The sequence below is a fragment of the Sphingomonas sp. IC4-52 genome (genome assembly GCF_020707225.1).
Lineage (GTDB): Bacteria > Pseudomonadota > Alphaproteobacteria > Sphingomonadales > Sphingomonadaceae > Sphingomonas.
This window is the reverse complement of sequence record NZ_JAJFEU010000002.1, coordinates 191714-210077: the sequence shown is the minus strand read 5'-3', so window position 1 is coordinate 210077 and position 18364 is coordinate 191714. Positions and strand designations below refer to the sequence as shown.

Sequence of the window (18364 nt, the reverse complement as noted above, 5' to 3'; positions counted from 1 at the left end):
CGGGGTTACTGAGCCGGTGGCGCGCCGCCGGGCGCGGTCGCCGGTGCCCGCGTGCCGCACGGCGACGTCGGGGCAAGGGCGAAATCGACACTGGAGGATCGATCGGCGGCGGTGCGGCTGGCCGATTTTGCTGCGGCAGGCCGTGCGCGGCAGACTCCACTTTCCCGGCGCTGCTGCAGCCGGCGCAGCGTGGATCAGGAAAGCGCGGCGGTCACGCCGCGCTCCCCCGGCCCGGTCCGCATAGGAGCAGGCCGCAGGCTGCCACCCCGGCCCGGTCCGCATAGGAGCAGGCCGCAGGCTGCCACACGTCGCTTGCAGGATCAATATTTGGTCATGTCCACCATGTCGGGCGTGATCCAGCCGTAGATGTAATTGGCGTAGAACAGCGCGAACAGTACGGTGGCGACGATCGTCACCCGCAGCGCGATCTTGCCCGGCGCGAATTCATGGGGCGCGCTGTCCGCCTGCCCCGCCACCCGCTCAACGCCGGCCTCCTCGCTGGTGCGAACCCCGAAGGGCAGCACCAGAAAGACGGAAAAGGTCCAGAAGAGAATGTAGATCGCGAGCGCCGACGTCCACTTCATGGTGCGTCACACCTCCAGCAACAGAACATCGACGATCGGCTTCTTGCCGGTCCAGCGCGTGGCACAGCGGCGTACCGCCAGACGGACCTCCTCGCGCAGCCGGTCACGATCGCGCGAACCGCCCTGCACCGCTTCCGCCGCGGCGTCCTCCGCCTCCGCGATGAAGGCCGCGCGTTCCTCCTCGACCGGGATGCCCTGAAGCCGAACCTGCGGAGATCCGGCCAGGCGGCCACGATCCGTTACCGCCACGGCAACGGAAACCTGGCCATGAAGACCGATCCGGCGCCGCTCGTTGATGGTCGCGCCGTCCGCCGGCAGGATCACGTCCCCGTCCAGCACCAGACGCCCGACCGGCGCGTGGCCGATCTTCTCCGGAGCGCCCGGCGCCAGCCGGACGAGATCACCGTCCGTCTGAACGATCGTCTGCGGGATTCCCTGCGCAAGGCCGAACCGCGCCTGTTCCATCAGGTGGCGCATTTCACCATGGACCGGCACCAGCACGCGCGGGCGCAACCATCCGTAGATCTGCGCCAGCTCCGGACGTCCCGGATGGCCCGACACATGGACGTGAGCCTGCTTTTCGGTGACCATCGCCACGCCGCGACCGGCCAGGATGTTCTGAATACGGCCGATCGCCACCTCGTTGCCGGGGATCTGCTTGGACGAGAAGATCACCGTATCGCCGGCGTCCAGCTTGATCGGGTGCGACCCCTCGGCGATCCGCGAGAGGGCAGCGCGCGCCTCCCCCTGGCCGCCGGTCGCGACGATCAGCACCTGATCGCGCGGCATGCGCATCGCTTCATCAGGCGTGATCGTGTCCGGGAAGTTCCGGAGATAGCCGCAGGAACGGGCAACCTTGATGATCCGATCCAGCGAGCGACCAGCGACGCAAAGCGCACGGCCGCTTTCCTTCGCCACCTCGCCGAGCGTCTGAAGGCGCGCAGCGTTGGAGGCAAAGGTCGTCACCAGCACGCGGCCGCGCGCCTTGGCGATCGTTTCGGAGAGCCCGACACGAACCTCGCTTTCCGATCCGGACGCCTCGGCATTGAACACGTTGGTCGAATCGCAGACCAGCACGTCGATGCCCTGGTCGCCGATCGCGGTCAGTTCGGCCGCGGTGGCAGGGGTGCCGATCACCGGCGCCGCATCCAGCTTCCAATCGCCGGTGTGGAAGACCCGGCCGGCCGGCGTGTCGATAATCAGCGCATTCGCTTCCGGAATGGAATGCGACATCGGCACGAACTGGAAGTCGAACGGGCCGACCTTGAAGCGTTCGCCCGGCGTGATGACGCGCAGGTCGATGCGATCGGCGATGCGTTCCTCTTCCAGCTTGTGGCGGATGAGGCCTGCCGTGAACGGCGTAGCATAAAGAGGCACGCCAAGATCATCGGCGAGGTAGGGCAGCGCCCCGATATGATCCTCATGCCCGTGGGTGAGGACGATGCCGCCAAGCTCCTCCAGCCGATCCTCGATGAACGAAAGATCCGGCAGCACCAGATCGATGCCGGGATAGCTGTGATCGGCAAAGGTCACGCCGCAGTCCACCATCACCCAGCGGCCGCGGCAGCCGTACAGGTTTACGTTCATTCCGATCTCGCCGGAGCCACCAAGGGCGCAGAAGAGCAGTTCGTCGTTCTTGGAAATTGTCTTTGTCCTTAATCCACACCTTTGGCGCATACCGAAGGTGCAGGCGCCACTTCGGGCGCCCGTGCATTGCCGGCCTCATGATTGCTGGGCGAGGCGTTCCCCAATTCCGTCATTGCCCGGTGCGATCCGGGCCAGGCCAAACACCCGAGGCACCGATCGGCGAAACCGCCGACCCGCGCGCTGCCGAGCGCAAAGGCCATGAAACTCACCTGCTGATATGGGCACGTTCCCACATGATCGCCAGTCCCTGGATCGTCAGGTCTGGCTCGATCGCATCGAACACGTCGGTATGCTGCTCGAACAGCGTGGCGAGCCCGCCGGTCGCCACCACCTTTGCCGGGCGGCCGATCTCCGCCTTCATCCGTGCGACCAGCCCCTCGATCATGGCGATATAGCCCCAGTAGATCCCGATGTTCATCTGATCCACGGTGTTACGGCCAATCACGCCGACATTGCCCTTGGGCGCCTCGATCGCGATGCGCGGCAGCTTGGCCGCGGCATTGACCAGCGCGTCGAGCGACAGGTTGATGCCCGGCGCGATGATCCCGCCCTTGTACGCACCGTTGAAGTCCGACACGTCGAGGGTGGTGGCGGTGCCAAAGTCGATGACGATGAGATCGCCGTGATGAAGCGCGTGCGCGGCGATGGTGTTCACCGCGCGGTCGGCGCCCAAATTCTGCGGCTCGTCAACGTCCAGCGCCACGCCCCATTCGACCGGCGGGCGACCGGCGATCAGCGGCTGGTGATCGAAGTATTTGGTGGAGAGCACTTCCAGATTGTGGAGCGCGCGCGGCACCACCGTGGAAATGATCACACCTTCCACATCGGAGCGCTGGTAACCCTCCAGGGTCAGCAGCTGGCTGAGCCAGACCGCATATTCGTCCGCCGTGCGGCGCGGGTCGGTGGCGATGCGCCAGCGCGTCTTGATCTCGCGCCCGTCGACCAGCGCAAAGACGATGTTGGTGTTCCCCGCATCGATCGCGAGCAGCATAAACCCCTCCCCCTATACCAGGAACACGTCGCCGGCATGGATGACATGCACGCTGCCATCCGCCAAGCGCAGCCGTAGCGCCCCGTCAGGCGCAAGACCATCATATGTGCCGGTGATGGTCGTCCCATCCGCCAGATTGGCGTTGAGCGGCGTTCCGGGCGCATGTGCCTGCGCCTGCCATCGAGCGACGACGGGAGCCAGCCCCTGAGCACGCCAGATGCCGAGCCAGCGGGCGAATTCGACCGTCAGATGATCATAGAGCTCAGCGACGGAGTGGATCCACAATCGGCCGGCGAGGCTCGCGGTGCGACGACCGTCGATGGAGGGATGCGAGGCGAGGTTCACCCCGAAGCCGATCACGATCGCATTACCGCTGCGTTCCAGCAGAATGCCGGCAAGCTTTGCGCCATCCAGCAGCAGGTCATTCGGCCATTTGATGGTGACGGCGGGACAGCCGAGCACCGAAATCGTTTCGGCAAGCGCCACGGCGCTGACCAGCGCGAGCGAGGGTGCGGGCGGATCGTCCGGTCGGGCCTGCACCAGCGTGCTGGCGTAAAGATTGCCGGTCGGCGAGGACCAGTCACGCCCCTGACGACCACGTCCAGCCGTCTGCCGCTCCGCACGGAGCCAAACGCCTTCCGCCTCGCCCCGGGCGGCCAGGGCGAGGAGGTCGGCGTTGGTAGAGCCCGTTTCGGCGACCGTCAGAATACGGGTCAGAACGGCTGCACTCAGAACAGGGCTTGCGCGGCCGCCATCGTCCAGCTGCCCAGCAGCGGAATGGCGAGATAGCCGAGCGGCGAGACGGCAACCGCCGCCACGGCGATCAGCCCGCCTTCGAGCTTGTCGCCCTCACCGAAGGATTCCGCCGGCTCGTCGAAGTACATGGTCTTGACGACGCGCAGGTAATAATACGCACCGATCACGCTGGCCGCGATGCCGACGACCGCCAGCGGGAACAGGCCAGCACGAACCGCCGCATCGAATACCGCGAACTTCGCCCAGAAACCGAACAGCGGCGGAATGCCGGCGAGGCTGAACATGAAGATCGCCAGTGCGGCGGCGAGGCCAGGGCGCGTGCGCGACAGGCCGGACAGCGACGCGATCGTTTCGATCGACCGTCCCGTCACGTCGCGCATCTGCAGCACGACCAGGAAAGAGCCGAGCGTCATGGCGACATAGATCGCCATATAGGTCAGCACCGCAGCGACGCCTTCGGGTGTACCGGCGGCGAGACCGATCAGCGCGAAGCCGACGTTGTTGATCGAGGAGTAAGCGAGCAGGCGCTTGATGTTGCTCTGGCCGATCGCGGCCACTGCACCGAAGATGATCGACGCCAGGGCGGCAAAGATCACGATCTGACGCCACTGCACATCGGCCGGGCCCATCGCCTCGATGGCGACGCGGGCGGCGAGCCCCATTGCCGCGACCTTCGGGGCGGAGGCGAAGAAGGCAGTGACCGGCGTCGGCGCGCCTTCGTACACGTCCGGCGTCCACATGTGGAACGGCACGGCGCTGATCTTGAAGGCGATGCCGGCGAAGACGAAGACCAGGCCGAACATCAGGCCGATCGACTTTGCCTCACCAGTGAGCGGCGACGCGGCATAGGCGCCCGCAACCTCGTAGAACATGGTGGAGCCAGTGAAGCCGTACACCAGGCTGATGCCGTACAGCAGGATGCCGCTGGCCAGCGCGCCGAGCACGAAATACTTCAGGCCCGCCTCTGCCGAACGCTGATCCTGGCGCATGAAGCTGGCCAGCACATACGCCGCAAGGCTCTGCAGCTCGAGGCCAATATAGAGGGTCAGCAGGTCGCCGGCGGACACCATGATGCCCATGCCGATCGCCGAAAGCAGGATCAGCACCGGATATTCCGGCCGCAGATCATCGCCCGCCGTGCGCTCAAAGAAGGTCGGGGCGAGCAGGATCGCGACGGCCGCCGCGATATAGATCAGCACCTTGCTGAAACCGGCAAAGGCGTCCGCCCGGTACATGCCGTCGAACGCGCTGCCGCCAGCGGTGGCCGGACCGATCAGCGCGAGACATGCGCCGAGGAGGACGGCAACCGCGGCCCAGGAAATGGCGCGCGTCGCGGAAGGCTGCGCCCAGGCGGAAACCATCATCAATGCCAGCGCGCCGAGCGCCAGCACGATTTCGGGAAGGGTCATCGCGACCTGCGATGCGTAATCCATCAGTGCGCCTCCCCATGGGCGTCAGATTTGGGCGCGGAATGTCCTTCGGCGTGGGCGGCCGGGATAACTCCCGTGCCCGGCGTCGGCCGCGAGTCACCCGCGGGCTGCGCACGCTCGATCCGGGCCAGCAGGCGCTCGGTATCGGCACGCATCGGCGCGATGAAGCTTTCGGGATAGACACCCATCCACAGCACCACCGCGGCGATCGGCGCCAGCAGCCACATTTCGCGGCTGGACAGGTCGGGCATGGCGCGGACCTCGTCCGACTTGATCTCACCCCAGACCACACGGCGATACAGGTACAGCATGTAGGCCGCGCCAAGGATGATGCCGGTCGTGCAGAGCAGCGCGACGGTCGTCGAGACCTTGTACGTTCCCATGAGCGAGAGCAGCTCGCCCGGGAAGTTGCTGGTGCCCGGCAGGCCGATCGAGGCCATGGTGAACAACAGGAACAGGATCGCGTAGCGCGGCATGTTGTTGGCAAGGCCACCGTAGCGCGCGATCTCACGGGTGTGCAGGCGATCATAGATGACGCCGACGCACAGGAACAGCGCGCCCGACACCAGCCCGTGGCCGAGCATCACCAGCATCGCACCCTCGATGCCCTGCGCGTTGAACGCGAACAGGCCGATGGTGACGATCGCCATGTGCGCGACCGACGAATAAGCGATCAGCTTCTTCATGTCGGACTGCACCAGCGCAACGAGGCTGGTGTAGATCACCGCCACCGCGCTGAGACCGAACACGAGCCACACGAGCTGCGAGGAAGCCTCCGGGAACATCGGGATGCTGAAGCGCAGGAAGCCGTAGCCGCCGAGCTTCAGGAGCACGCCAGCCAGGATCACCGAACCGGCGGTCGGCGCCTGAACGTGCGCGTCGGGCAGCCAGGTGTGGACCGGCCACATCGGCATCTTCACCGCGAACGAGGCGAAGAACGCCAGCCACAGCCAGGTTTGCACTTCCGGCGGGAAGTCATAGTTCATCAGCGCCGGGATGGACGTCGTGTCGGCCGTGATGCTCATGTAGAGCATCGCGATGAACATCAGCAGCGAGCCGAGCAGCGTGTACAGGAAGAACTTGTACGACGCGTAGATGCGGTTCGCGCCACCCCAAATGCCGATGATCAGGAACATCGGGATCAGGCCGGCTTCGAAGAAGATGTAGAACAGGAAGATATCCTGCGCCGCGAAGGTGCCGATCATTAGCACTTCGGTCAGCAGGAACGCCGCCATATATTCCGGCACGCGCTTCTCGATCGCCTGCCACGACGCGCCGATGCAGATCGGCATCAGGAACACGCTGAGCGCGATCAGCAGCAGCGCATAACCGTCGATGCCGAGTGCCCAGGCAAAGCGGCCGAACACCGGCGCATATTCGACGAACTGCCACTGCGCCCCGCCGATGTCGAAGCTGAGCCACAGGATCACGCCGAGCGCGAGATCGACAAGCGTCGCAGCCAGCGCGAGCCAGCGCGCGCTTTGCGCGGACAGGAAGAGGCAGGCGACCGCGGCAATGGCCGGGATCGCGAGCATCACGGAAAGGATCGGGAAGGATGTCACGACTTAACGTCCGTTCGCCCTGAGCTAGTCGAAGGGCGTGGCGCCCGCGAAGGAAGGACGGGCGCCCCGGAGCGACGCCCGAACAATGGTGAAGTGCTGGCCATCATCCCGCGATCACCCAGGTGGCCGCGGCTGTCAGCCCGAGCAGCATCACGAATGCATAGGTATAGACGTAACCCGTCTGGATCCGTCCGGCCACGCGGCTGGACAGGGCGACCACCCATGCCGAACCGTTCGGGCCGAAGCGGTCGATCGTGCCCTCGTCGCCCTTGTGCCAGAAGAAGCGGCCAATGGCGAAGGACGGGCGAACGAAGAGCAGGTGATAGAGCTCGTCGAAATACCATTTATGCGCGATGAAATCGTACAGCACGTCGAACGTCGCGGTGAACCGCTTCGGAATGTCGGTGCGCCAGATGTACGCCATCCAGGCAACGACCAGGCCGATGATCATCACGATCGTGGCGGCAAGCTTCACCAGCAGCGGCACCTGATGCATTTCGTGCATGAGGTGTTCGTTGAAGAACAGGCTGCCGCGCCAGAACGTCTCGCCCGCCTCCGGTTCGATGAACCAGTGATGGAACACGAAGCCAGCGAACACCGCGCCTAGTGACAGCACGATCAGCGGGATCAGCATGACGAGCGGGCTCTCATGCGGATGATAGCCAGCGGTTCCCGTCGGAAGCTCATGAGCATCATGACCATGGGCGTGCGGCGAGTGACCGGCATCCTCCGCGGCGGGATCGTCATGGGCGTGTGCATCATGGCCGTGCGCATCATGGCCATGGCCATGGGCGTCGTGCACGGCGTGCTGGATATGCTCCGACCCGGCCCAGCGCGGCTTGCCCCAGAAGGTGAGGAACATGAGGCGCCACGAGTAGAAGCTCGTCAGCAATGCGGCGAACGTGCCGACCCAGAAGGCACCCTGCCCGCGGCCCGAGGCCCATGCCACCTCGAGGATCGCGTCCTTCGAGTGATAGCCGGCGAAACCGCCGAAGCCGTAGATACCGACGCCGGTGATCGCCAGCGTACCCAGCATCATCGCCCAGAAGGTGATCGGGATGTGCTTACGCAAGCCGCCATAGAAGCGCATGTCCTGCTCATGGTGCATCGCGTGGATCACCGAGCCTGCGCCCAGGAACAGCAGCGCCTTGAAGAAGGCGTGCGTGAACAGGTGGAACATCGCCGCGCCATAAGCGCCGACGCCCGCGGCGAAGAACATGTAGCCGAGCTGCGAACAGGTCGAATAGGCGATCACACGCTTGATGTCGGTCTGTGTCGTGCCGATCGTCGCGGCGAAGATGCAGGTTGCGGCCCCAATGCCGGTCACCACCATCAGCGCGGTGGGCGACGCTTCGAACATCGGCGACAGGCGGCAGACCATGAAGACGCCCGCGGTGACCATCGTCGCCGCATGGATCAGCGCCGACACCGGGGTTGGGCCTTCCATCGCGTCCGGCAGCCAGGTGTGAAGACCAAGCTGCGCCGACTTGCCCATCGCCCCCACGAACAGCAGCAGGCAGAGCACCGTCATCGTATCGAAGCGATAGCCAAGGAAGCCGATGGTCGAGCCGGCCATGCCAGGCGCGGCCTCAAGGATCGCGGGGATCGAGACGGTATCGAACACCAGATAGGTGCCGAAGATGCCGAGCATGAAGCCCAGGTCACCGACGCGGTTGACGACAAACGCCTTGATTGCGGCAGCCTGCGCGCTCGGTTTCTTGAACCAGAAACCGATCAGCAGATAGCTGGCGAGACCAACGCCTTCCCAGCCGAAGAACATCTGGATGAGGTTGTCGGCCGTCACCAGCATCAGCATCGCAAAGGTGAACAGCGACAGGTATGCGAAGAACCGCGGCTGATCCGGGTCCTCGCTCATATAGCCCCAGCTATAGAGATGGACGAGCGCCGAGACGCTGGTGATCACGACCAGCATCACGCTGGTCAGGGCATCAACCCGCAGCGACCAGGACGCGTCAAACGTGCCCGAGGTAATGAAGTGCAGCACCGGCGTGACGGTCGCAGAGAGGCTTCCCGACATGAAGCCGAGGAAGATCGGCCACGACAACGCGCACGACACGAACAGCGCACCGGTAGTCACGCCCTTGGCGACGACGCCGGGAACCGACTTGTTGCCGAAGCCAGCGACGATCGCCGCGAGCAGCGGCAGGAACACGATGAAGAGGATCGAGGTCACGGGTCGTTCAGCCCTTCATCCGGCTGGGATCGTCAACCGAGATCGAGCCCCGGCCACGGAAGAAGATAACGAGGATCGCAAGGCCGATCGCCGCCTCGCCCGCCGCCACGGTGAGCACGAACATCGCGAACACCTGGCCCACGAGATCGCCCAGCGCCGAAGAGAAAGCGACGAGGTTGATGTTCACCGCGAGCAGGATCAACTCGATCGCCATCAAGATGACGATGATGTTCTTCCGGTTGAGGAAGATACCAAGCACACCCATCGTGAACAGCAACGCTGCCACGACGAGATAATGGATCAGGCCAATCCCCCCGGCCGCATTCATGGCGCTCACAGCTGCACCCCCTGTCCGATCTCCGGCCGCATGTTGCGCGTCGCATCCTGCGGACGGCGCGCGATCTGCTGCGCGATATTTTGCGGGCGCACGCCCTGGCGCTGACGATGGGTCAGCACGATCGCCCCGATCATGGCGACCAGCAGCACCAGCCCTGCACCTTCGAAGACGAAGAGGTAGCGGGTGTAGAGCAGGTTGCCGATCGCCTGAATGTTGGGGATGGTGGGATCAACCGGTGCGCCGCGGCGTGCCAGATCGACGCCGCCGGCGCTCCACGCACCAACCGCGATCACGATCTCGGCCACCAGCGCCACCGCCAGAACCAGACCGATCCCGAAATACCGAACGAAACCAGCGCGAAGCTCGGCAAAGTCGATATCCAGCATCATCACGACGAACAGGAACAGCACCGCGACCGCCCCGACATAGACGATGACGAGCAGCATCGCGATGAACTCGGCACCCGCCAGCACCATCAGGCCAGCGGCGTTGAAGAACGCCAGGATCAGCCACAGGACGCTGTGCACCGGATTGCGCGAGGCAATCGTCATCGCGCCCGATACGAGCACAACGATGGCGAAGAGATAAAAGGCGATGGCCTGGATCATGCCGCCACCCCTGCTAACCGTTGAATCATCGCGCGCCGCCTATCGATATGCCGCGTCTGCGGCAATGTTTGCCGCGATCGCGCTTTCCCAGCGATCACCGTTATCGAGCAGCTTGGCCTTGTCGTAGATCAGCTCCTCGCGGGTCTCGGTCGAGAATTCGAGGTTCGGCCCCTCGACAATCGCATCCACCGGGCAGGCTTCCTGGCACAGGCCGCAATAGATGCACTTCGTCATGTCGATGTCGTAGCGCGTGGTGCGGCGGCTGCCGTCCTCGCGCGGCTCGGCCTCGATCGTGATCGCCAGCGCCGGGCACACCGCTTCGCACAGCTTGCATGCGATGCAGCGTTCCTCGCCATTGGGGTAACGACGCAGCGCATGCTCGCCACGGAACCGCGGCGACACCGGGTTACGCTCGAACGGATAGTTGATCGTCGCCTTGGGCTTGAAGAAATACTTCAAGGTCAAAGCGTGGGCCTTCACGAACTCCCAGAGGGTGAAGGCCTTGATCGTCGAAGCGATACCCATGCGTCAGATCCCAACTCGGTCGAGCATCAGCACGCCGGACACGAGGAATACCCAGAATAGCGACACCGGCAGGAACACCTTCCAGCCGAGACGCATCAGCTGATCGTAACGGTACCTCGGCACCGTTGCCTTCACCCAGCTGAAGCAGAAGAAGAAGAACAGGATCTTGGCGAACAGCCAGACAATCCCGGGCACGTAGTACAGCGGCGCCCAGTCGAACGGCGGCAGATAGCCACCCCAGAACAGCGTCGCGTTCAGCGTGCACATCAGGATGACGTTGGCATATTCGCCAAGCCAGTAGAGCGCGAAGCTCATCGACGAATATTCGGTCTGATAGCCGGCAACGAGCTCCGACTCTGCCTCGGTCAGATCGAAGGGCGCGCGCTGGGTTTCGGCCAGCGACGAGATGAAGAACATCACCGCCATCGGGAACAACAGCGGGTTCAGGAAGAACCCGTTGACGGGCGTGTTCAGCACGCTGCGCTGCGCTTCGACGATCGAGGTGAGATTGAACGAGCCGGCCCACATCACGATCGAGATCAGGATGAAGCCAATTGCCACTTCATAGCTGACCATCTGCGCCGCGGCACGAATGGCCGAGAAGAACGGATATTTTGAGTTCGACGACCAGCCGGCGAGGATGATGCCGTACACGCCCAGCGACGAGGCCGCGAGGATGTAGAGCAGACCGACGTTGATGTCGGCGAGCACGACGCCAATGTCGAACGGCACCACCGCCCAGACGATCAGCGCCACGGTGAAGGTGATGATCGGTGCCAGCAGGAAGAGGCCGCGGTTCGCCGCCGCGGGAACGATCGTTTCCTGCAGGAACACCTTCAGGCCGTCCGCGAAGGACTGCATGAGGCCGAACGGGCCAACGACGTTCGGGCCGCGACGCAGCGCCATCGCCGCCCAGATCTTGCGATCGGCATAAATGATCATCGCCACCGCCAGCATCAGCGGCAGCGCAATGACGAGAATGCCGACGAGTGTGGCCAGGAACCACGCCCAGCCATAAGGCAGGCCAAGAGTTTCGTTGAAAAAGGCGGTCATTCCGCGGCCTCCGCGACGATTTCGCCGTGCACCAGTTCAGCCGAGCAACGCTGCATCGTCGGCGAGGCGCGGCAGATCGCATTGGTGAGATAGAAGTCCTTGATCGGATAGCCTTCCATCACGCCCTCAGCCTTCGTGTCGAGCGACGGCGGGTTCCAGGCAAAGGTCAGCAGGCCTTCGTTCGCCAGTTCCGGGCAATCGAGCGCCATGGCAGCGCGCAATTCGTCCATGGTGTCGAAGGGGAGCGGCCGACCGAGCGTTTCCGACAGCGCGCGGAAAATGGTCCAGTCCTCACGCGCATCGCCAGGCGCGAAAACGGCACGATTGCCGCGCTGTACCCGGCCTTCGAGGTTCACATAGGTGCCCGACTTTTCCGCATAGCTGGCGCCAGGCAGCACCACGTCCGCGGCCGCCGCACCCTTGTCGCCATGGTGGCCGACATAAACCTTGAAGCCGGCGAAACGGGTGAAATCGCACTCGTCCGCGCCCAGGAAGAAGGTGAGCTTTGCGTCGTACAGCGCGGAAACGCCGGCCTTCTGCGCAAAGCCGAGCATCAGCCCGCCCATGCGGCTGGCCGCCATGTGCAGGACGTTGAACCCGTTCCAGCCATCCTTGATGAGGCCAAGCTTCTCGACCAGCCCGAGCGCTGCGCCGTGGGCGCCCTTCAGTGCGCCACCGCCGACGATGACCGCCGGACGCTCCGCCTTTCCGAACGCCTCGGTGAGCGCTTCCGGCAGATTGCCGAGCACTGCCAGGTCGTTGCCGAGCCACTCGACCTTGTAGGTCAACTCCGTCTCCGGGCCGATCGCCCAGACCTTGGCACCGCGCTTGATCGCTTTGCGAATGCGCGTGTTGACGAGGCTGGCTTCCCAACGAAGATTGGTGCCGACCAGCAGGATCGCGTCCGCCCGTTCGATACCGGCGATGGTGGTGTTGAAGTTCACCGCGGCCAGGCTGGACGTATCATAGTCCATGCCGGTCTGCCGCCCTTCGAGCAGCGACGAGCCCATGTCCTTCAGCAGCGCCTTGGCCGCGAACATCGTTTCGCAATCGACGAGATCGCCAGCCACGGCAGCAACGCTGTCACCGGCCCCCTTCGCCACCTCTGCGATCACGGCGAACGCCTCGTCCCAGCTTGCCGGAACCAGCTTGCCGTCGCGACGCACATAGGGGCGGTCGAGACGGCGGCGAACGAGACCGTCGACGGCGTGGCGCGTCTTATCGGTCGCCCACTCCTCGTTCACGTCCTCGTTCACGCGCGGCAGCGAACGCAGCACCTGACGACCGCGGCTGTCGAGGCGGATGTTCGTGCCCACCGCGTCCATCACGTCGATTGTCAGCGTCTTCTTGAGCTCCCACGGGCGCGCCTCGAACGAATATGGCTTCGAGGTGAGCGCGCCTACCGGACACAGATCAACGACGTTACCGGACAGTTCGCTGGTCACCGCCTTTTCGAGGTAGGAGGTGATCTGCATGTTCTCGCCGCGATAGATCGCGCCGATTTCCTCCACGCCCGACACTTCTTCCGCGAAGCGGACGCAGCGCGTGCACTGGATGCAGCGGGTCATGATCGTCTTGACGATCGGGCCCATGTACTTCTCGGTGACCGCGCGCTTGTTTTCCTGGAAGCGGCTGTGGCCGCGGCCATAGGCAACCGCCTGATCCTGAAGATCGCACTCGCCACCCTGATCGCAGATCGGGCAATCCAGCGGGTGGTTGATCAACAGGAATTCCATGATGCCCTCGCGGGCATGCTTCACCATCGGCGAAGTAGTGAACACTTCCTGATTGTCCGCCGCGGGCAGCGCGCACGACGCCTGCGGCTTGGGCGGTCCGGGCTTCACCTCGACCAGGCACATGCGGCAGTTGCCGGCGATGCTCAGCCGCTCGTGATAACAGAAACGCGGGATTTCCTTGCCGGCCGCTTCGCACGCCTGGAGCACGGTGGCTCCCTGCGGCACCTCAACCTCGATCCCGTCTACCTTCAGCTTGGGCATTATTCTGCAGCTTCCTGCATGGGGGCGAGACCGCCACCCTTACGTTCGGTGATGCGGCGTTCCAGCTCGGGGCGGAAATGCTTGATCAGGCCCTGGATCGGCCAGGCCGCCGCGTCGCCCAGTGCGCAGATCGAATGGCCCTCGACCTGCTTCGTCACTTGCTGAAGCATGTCGATCTCGCCGATTTCGGCGTCGCCAGTGCGCAGCCGCTCCATCACGCGCCACATCCAGCCGGTGCCTTCACGGCACGGCGTGCACTGGCCGCAGCTCTCGTGCTTGTAGAAATACGAGATGCGGCTGATCGCGCGGACCACGTCCGTGGACTTGTCCATGACGATGATCGCCGCGGTGCCGAGGCCCGAGCCGACCGCCTTCAGGCCGTCAAAGTCCATCGGCGCGTCCATGATCTCCTTCGCCGGGACGAGCGGCACGGACGAGCCGCCCGGGATCACCGCGAGGAGATTGTCCCAGCCGCCGCGGATGCCGCCGCAATGCTTTTCGATCAGCTCGCGGAACGGGATGCTCATCGCTTCCTCGACCACGCAGGGCTTTTCGACATGGCCGCTGATCTGGAAGAGCTTGGTGCCCTTGTTGTTCTCCGCGCCGAAGCTCGAGAACCACTCGGCACCGCGCCGCAGGATCGTCGGCGCAACCGCGATGCTCTCGACGTTGTTCACCGTCGTGGGGCAGCCGTAGAGGCCGGCGCCGGCCGGGAATGGCGGCTTGAGGCGCGGCTGGCCCTTTTTGCCTTCCAGGCTTTCGATCATCGCGGTCTCTTCGCCGCAGATGTACGCGCCAGCGCCGCGGTGGACGAAGACGTCGAAGTCATAGCCCGAGCCGCAGGCGTTCTTGCCCACAAGGCCGGCGTCATACGCCTCCTGCACGGCCGCGAAGAGCGTCTCGGCCTCGCGGATATATTCGCCGCGGATGTAGATGTACGCCGCCCGCGCCCGCATCGCGAAGCCGGCGACCAGCGCGCCCTCGATCAGCTTGTGCGGATCGTGGCGGATGATCTCGCGGTCCTTGCACGAACCGGGCTCGGATTCGTCGGCATTGATGACCAGGAAGCTCGGCCGCTCGGGGCTCGGCGTCTTGGGCATGAACGACCATTTCGTGCCGGTCGGGAAGCCCGCACCGCCGCGACCGCGCAGGCCCGAGGCCTTGATCACGTCGATGATCTTGTCCTGGCCAAGCTCCAGCAGCGCCTTGGTATTGTCCCAATCACCGCGCTGGCGTGCGGCCTGCAACGTCCACGGCTGATAGCCGTAGAGGTTCGTGAAGATGCGGTCCTTGTCCGTCAGGGACGTGATGACGCTCATGCGCTCGCTCCCACGGCAGGATTGTTCCATTCGGAACGGTAATCGTGGTTCTCGTTCACCATCGCGGTCAGCGTGGTCGGGCCGCCGAGCGGCTCGACCGTGTGGCGGCCGGGCTCCTGCGTGCCCGCCTTGGGCTGCTCGCCGCGCGCCAGCGCATCGAGGATCGCCAGCGTGCGATCGTAGTCGAGATCCTCAAAATTGTCGTCGTTGATCTGGACCATCGGTGCCGAGGCGCAATTGCCCATGCACTCGACCTCGGTCAGCGTGAACAGGCCGTCCGGCGTCGTCTTGCCCTTGGTAAGGCCACGGTTCTTGCACGCCGCCAGCACGTCGTCAGAGCCACGCAGCATGCACGGGGTGGTGCCACAGACCTGCACGTGAAAACGGCCGACCGGCGCCAGATTGAACATCGTGTAGAAGGTCGCGACCTCGAACACGCGGATGTACGGCACGCCGATCTCGCGCGCGACGAACTCGATCACCGGCACCGGCAACCAACCCTGCGTGTTCGTTTCCGCCCCCACCTGGCGCTGTGCCAGATCGAGCAGCGGAATCGACGCGGACTGTTCGCGGCCAGCAGGGTAACGCGCGAGAATCGCGTTGCGCTTGGCAATATTTTCGTCGGACCACTGGAAACCGCTCCAGCGCGCGCGGACTTCGGCCTCGTCGGGGATCTGGGGAGCGTCAGCCATCAGCGGTCACATTCACCAAAAACGATATCCATCGCGCCGAGAATGGCGGTGGTGTCCGCGAGCATGTGGCCGCGGCTCATGAAGTCCATTGCCTGCAGGTGCGAGAAGGCCGTCGGCCTGATCTTGCAGCGGTACGGCTTGTTGGTGCCGTCGGACACCAGATACACGCCAAACTCACCCTTCGGGCTCTCCGTGGCGACGTAAACCTCGCCAGCGGGCACGTGGAAGCCCTCGGTATAGAGCTTGAAGTGGTGGATGAGCGCTTCCATCGACTGCTTCATCTCGCCGCGCTTGGGCGGAACGACCTTGCGATCGAGGCTGGCGATCGGCCCCTCCGGCATTTCGGCCAGGCACTGCTTCATGATCCGCGCAGACTGGCGGACCTCCTCCACGCGCACCATGAAGCGATCATAGCAATCGCCACGGGTGCCAACGGGGATTTCAAAGTCCATCTTGGCGTAGACGTCATAGGGCTGCTGCTTGCGCAGATCCCAGGGCACGCCCGCCGCGCGGATCATCGGACCCGAGAAGCCCCAGCGGATCGCGTCGTCGCGGCTGACAATGCCAATATCGACGTTGCGCTGTTTGAAGATGCGATTGTCAGCGACAAGGCTGATCGCGTCCTCGAACAGGACCGGCAGGCGATTGTCGAGCCAGTCGGCGATATCCGTCAGCAGCTTCAGCGGCACATCCTCGTGCACGCCGCCGACACGGAAATAATTCGCATGCATACGAGCGCCCGACGCGCGCTCGTAAAAGTTCATGCAGTCTTCGCGCAGCTCGAACAGCCACAAGTTCGGCGTCATCGCGCCAACGTCCATGACATGGCTGCCGAGGTTCAGCATGTGGTTCTTGATGCGCGTCAGTTCAGCGAAGAACACACGCAGGTATTGCGCACGCAGCGGCACTTCGAGATCAAGCAGCTTCTCGATCGCGAGCACGAAGGTGTGCTCCATGCACATCGGCGAGCAATAATCGAGGCGATCGAAATAGGGGATCGCCTGCTGATAGGTCTTGTACTCGATCAGCTTCTCGGTGCCGCGGTGAAGCAGGCCGACGTGCGGATCGATGCGCTCGACGATTTCGCCGTCGAGCTCCATGACGAGGCGAAGCACGCCGTGCGCCGCGGGATGCTGCGGGCCGAAGTTGATCGTGTAATTCTGGATCGCCACCTCATCATGGGTGCGATCCCCTTCCGCCACATCAGCCAGCCGCTCCGTAGCGGGATCGATGCGATCGTTAAGGACGGTATCGGTCATTGGTTCTGCCCTCCCTTGCCGGGAATGACGTCGCGGTCGGCTGGCTTTTCGCCGATATGCGGATGGGGCTTGCCAGCGCCGGTTTCGGCCGTGCTGTCCGCATCCTTTTTCGCATAGGACTCGCTGGGTGCCGCGGCGGGCTTGGCGGGCGACTGAGTCGCACCGGCCTTCTGCACCTGATCCGCGCTGAGCGGTGTCGGCGCACCCTTGGCCTCTGGCAACGAACCCTTCTCATCGCCCGGCAGGACGTATTCCGCCCCTTCCCACGGGCTGGTGAAATCAAAGGTACGGAAATCCTGCGCGAGCTTTACCGGTTCGTACACGACGCGCTTTACTTCTTCCGAGTAGCGCATCTCGACATAGCCGCTGAGCGGGAAGTCCTTGCGCTGTGGATGGCCGCGGAAGCCATAGTCGGTCAGGATGCGGCGCAGGTCGCGATTGCCGGCGAACAGCACGCCATACATGTCGTACACTTCACGCTCATACCAGCCAGCCACCGGCCACAGCTCAGTCACCGTCGGCACCGGGGTGTCTTCGGACGCGGCAACATGGACGTGCAGACGATGGTTACGGGTCAGCGAGAGGAGGCAATAGACCACCTCGAACCGCTCCTCGCCACGATCGGGATAGTCCACCCCGGCGATATCCATCAGCTGCTGGTATTCCAGCCCCGGCGTATCACGCAGCGCGGTCAACGCCGCGATCAGGTGATCGCGGTGAACGTGCAGCTGGATCTCGCCAACATGCGCGAAGGCATCGACCAGCCCGTTCGGGATGGCGGCGCGCGCCGCATCGAGCGTCGCGTCGTTTAGCTCTGCGGCCCAGCGGGGTGCAGGCGCCCTCACCGTTCGATGCTCCCCGAGCGGCGGATCTTCCGCTGCAGCTGCATGATGCCGTACAGCAGCGCCTCGGCGGTCGGCGGGCAGCCCGGGACATAGATGTCGACCGGCACCACGCGATCGCAGCCGCGCACGACGCTGTAGCTATAGTGATAATAGCCGCCGCCATTGGCGCACGAGCCCATCGAGATGACGTATTTCGGCTCCGACATCTGGTCGTACACGCGGCGCAGCGCCGGGGCCATCTTGTTGCAGAGCGTGCCGGCAACGATCATCACGTCCGACTGGCGCGGTGACGCGCGCGGCGCGGCGCCGAACCGCTCCAGATCGTAACGCGGCATGTTGACGTGGATCATCTCCACCGCGCAGCAGGCGAGACCGAACGTCATCCACCACAGCGAACCCGTGCGGGCCCACTGGAACAGCTCCTCCGTCGAGGTGACGAGGAAGCCCTTGTCGGTCAGCTCACCGTTCAGGTCGTTGAAGAAGCCGGGATCGGGCTGAACGAGGCCCGTTCCACTGGAGATCGCGCGCGCGTCGCGCGGAAGTTCGACGGGGCCGGAGTGCATGG

Annotated in this window: 17 protein-coding genes; all 17 read right to left on the bottom strand. The window is 64.3% G+C overall.

Annotated elements, in window-relative coordinates; all coding sequences use genetic code 11:
• Positions 1-320: 320 nt before the first annotated feature.
• Complete coding sequence (locus LK535_RS07420; protein WP_227771266.1) at positions 321-584, bottom strand: DUF1467 family protein; 264 nt, start codon at positions 582-584, stop codon at positions 321-323.
• A 6-nt stretch (positions 585-590) separates the two neighbouring features.
• A complete protein-coding gene (locus LK535_RS07415) occupies positions 591-2228 on the bottom strand; it encodes a ribonuclease J (RefSeq protein ID WP_227771567.1) in 1638 nt (545 codons plus the stop codon).
• Positions 2229-2436: 208 nt separating this feature from the next.
• Positions 2437-3222 (bottom strand): type III pantothenate kinase, encoded by a 786-nt coding sequence (locus LK535_RS07410; RefSeq protein WP_227771265.1) that lies wholly within the window; start codon positions 3220-3222, stop codon positions 2437-2439.
• 12 nt (positions 3223-3234) lie between these two features.
• The gene (locus tag LK535_RS07405; RefSeq protein WP_321576549.1) at positions 3235-3927 is read right to left on the bottom strand and encodes a biotin--[acetyl-CoA-carboxylase] ligase; all 693 of its coding nucleotides are present in this window, start codon (positions 3925-3927) and stop codon (positions 3235-3237) included.
• 23 nt (positions 3928-3950) lie between these two features.
• Complete coding sequence (gene nuoN / locus LK535_RS07400; protein WP_227771264.1) at positions 3951-5411, bottom strand: NADH-quinone oxidoreductase subunit NuoN; 1461 nt, start codon at positions 5409-5411, stop codon at positions 3951-3953.
• Entirely contained in the window at positions 5411-6970 is a 1560-nt protein-coding gene (locus LK535_RS07395; RefSeq protein WP_227771263.1) for an NADH-quinone oxidoreductase subunit M, read from the bottom strand. The genes nuoN and LK535_RS07395 overlap by 1 nt, the downstream gene beginning before the upstream one ends.
• A gap of 103 nt (positions 6971-7073) precedes the next feature.
• Positions 7074-9164: an NADH-quinone oxidoreductase subunit L gene (nuoL, locus tag LK535_RS07390; RefSeq protein WP_227771262.1), complete on the bottom strand. Its 2091-nt coding sequence runs from the start codon at positions 9162-9164 to the stop codon at positions 7074-7076.
• Positions 9165-9171: 7 nt separating this feature from the next.
• Positions 9172-9492: an NADH-quinone oxidoreductase subunit NuoK gene (gene nuoK / locus LK535_RS07385; protein WP_227771565.1), complete on the bottom strand. Its 321-nt coding sequence runs from the start codon at positions 9490-9492 to the stop codon at positions 9172-9174.
• A 5-nt stretch (positions 9493-9497) separates the two neighbouring features.
• Positions 9498-10109 (bottom strand): NADH-quinone oxidoreductase subunit J, encoded by a 612-nt coding sequence (locus LK535_RS07380; protein WP_227771261.1) that lies wholly within the window; start codon positions 10107-10109, stop codon positions 9498-9500.
• Between the two features lie 39 nt (positions 10110-10148).
• Positions 10149-10634 carry an NADH-quinone oxidoreductase subunit NuoI gene (nuoI, locus tag LK535_RS07375; RefSeq protein WP_227771260.1) on the bottom strand — a complete coding sequence of 162 codons (486 nt, stop codon included), beginning with the start codon at positions 10632-10634 and terminating at the stop codon, positions 10149-10151.
• Between the two features lie 3 nt (positions 10635-10637).
• Entirely contained in the window at positions 10638-11687 is a 1050-nt protein-coding gene (gene nuoH / locus LK535_RS07370; RefSeq protein ID WP_227771259.1) for an NADH-quinone oxidoreductase subunit NuoH, read from the bottom strand.
• On the bottom strand, positions 11684-13684 hold the full coding sequence (gene nuoG, locus LK535_RS07365) for an NADH-quinone oxidoreductase subunit NuoG (RefSeq protein ID WP_227771258.1): 2001 nt from the start codon (positions 13682-13684) through the stop codon (positions 11684-11686). Before nuoG ends, nuoH begins: the two co-directional genes overlap by 4 nt.
• On the bottom strand, positions 13684-15003 hold the full coding sequence (gene nuoF / locus LK535_RS07360; protein ID WP_227771257.1) for an NADH-quinone oxidoreductase subunit NuoF: 1320 nt from the start codon (positions 15001-15003) through the stop codon (positions 13684-13686). Before nuoF ends, nuoG begins: the two co-directional genes overlap by 1 nt.
• On the bottom strand, positions 15000-15695 hold the full coding sequence (locus LK535_RS07355) for a complex I 24 kDa subunit family protein (protein WP_227771256.1): 696 nt from the start codon (positions 15693-15695) through the stop codon (positions 15000-15002). The genes nuoF and LK535_RS07355 overlap by 4 nt, the downstream gene beginning before the upstream one ends.
• Positions 15695-16954, bottom strand: coding sequence for an NADH-quinone oxidoreductase subunit D (locus LK535_RS07350; protein WP_227771255.1), 1260 nt, complete (start codon positions 16952-16954; stop codon positions 15695-15697). Before LK535_RS07350 ends, LK535_RS07355 begins: the two co-directional genes overlap by 1 nt.
• Complete coding sequence (locus LK535_RS07345; RefSeq protein WP_227771254.1) at positions 16951-17799, bottom strand: NADH-quinone oxidoreductase subunit C; 849 nt, start codon at positions 17797-17799, stop codon at positions 16951-16953. Before LK535_RS07345 ends, LK535_RS07350 begins: the two co-directional genes overlap by 4 nt.
• A complete protein-coding gene (locus LK535_RS07340; protein WP_046410043.1) occupies positions 17796-18362 on the bottom strand; it encodes a NuoB/complex I 20 kDa subunit family protein in 567 nt (188 codons plus the stop codon). Before LK535_RS07340 ends, LK535_RS07345 begins: the two co-directional genes overlap by 4 nt.
• Between the last annotated feature and the right edge of the window lie 2 nt (positions 18363-18364).

Bases quoted from the DNA above. Each gene is read 5' to 3' on its own strand.
- LK535_RS07380 (WP_227771261.1), bottom strand. From the start codon at position 10,109: ATGATCCAGGCCATCGCCTTTTATCTCTTCGCCATCGTTGTGCTCGTA.
- nuoI (WP_227771260.1), bottom strand. From the start codon at position 10,634: ATGGGTATCGCTTCGACGATCAAGGCCTTCACCCTCTGGGAGTTCGTG.
- LK535_RS07410 (WP_227771265.1), bottom strand. From the start codon at position 3,222: ATGCTGCTCGCGATCGATGCGGGGAACACCAACATCGTCTTTGCGCTG.
- nuoN (WP_227771264.1), bottom strand. From the start codon at position 5,411: ATGGATTACGCATCGCAGGTCGCGATGACCCTTCCCGAAATCGTGCTG.
- nuoH (WP_227771259.1), bottom strand. From the start codon at position 11,687: ATGACCGCCTTTTTCAACGAAACTCTTGGCCTGCCTTATGGCTGGGCG.
- LK535_RS07340 (WP_046410043.1), bottom strand. From the start codon at position 18,362: ATGCACTCCGGCCCCGTCGAACTTCCGCGCGACGCGCGCGCGATCTCC.
- nuoG (WP_227771258.1), bottom strand. From the start codon at position 13,684: ATGCCCAAGCTGAAGGTAGACGGGATCGAGGTTGAGGTGCCGCAGGGA.
- LK535_RS07350 (WP_227771255.1), bottom strand. From the start codon at position 16,954: ATGACCGATACCGTCCTTAACGATCGCATCGATCCCGCTACGGAGCGG.
- nuoK (WP_227771565.1), bottom strand. From the start codon at position 9,492: ATGAATGCGGCCGGGGGGATTGGCCTGATCCATTATCTCGTCGTGGCA.
- LK535_RS07355 (WP_227771256.1), bottom strand. From the start codon at position 15,695: ATGGCTGACGCTCCCCAGATCCCCGACGAGGCCGAAGTCCGCGCGCGC.
- nuoF (WP_227771257.1), bottom strand. From the start codon at position 15,003: ATGAGCGTCATCACGTCCCTGACGGACAAGGACCGCATCTTCACGAAC.
- LK535_RS07420 (WP_227771266.1), bottom strand. From the start codon at position 584: ATGAAGTGGACGTCGGCGCTCGCGATCTACATTCTCTTCTGGACCTTT.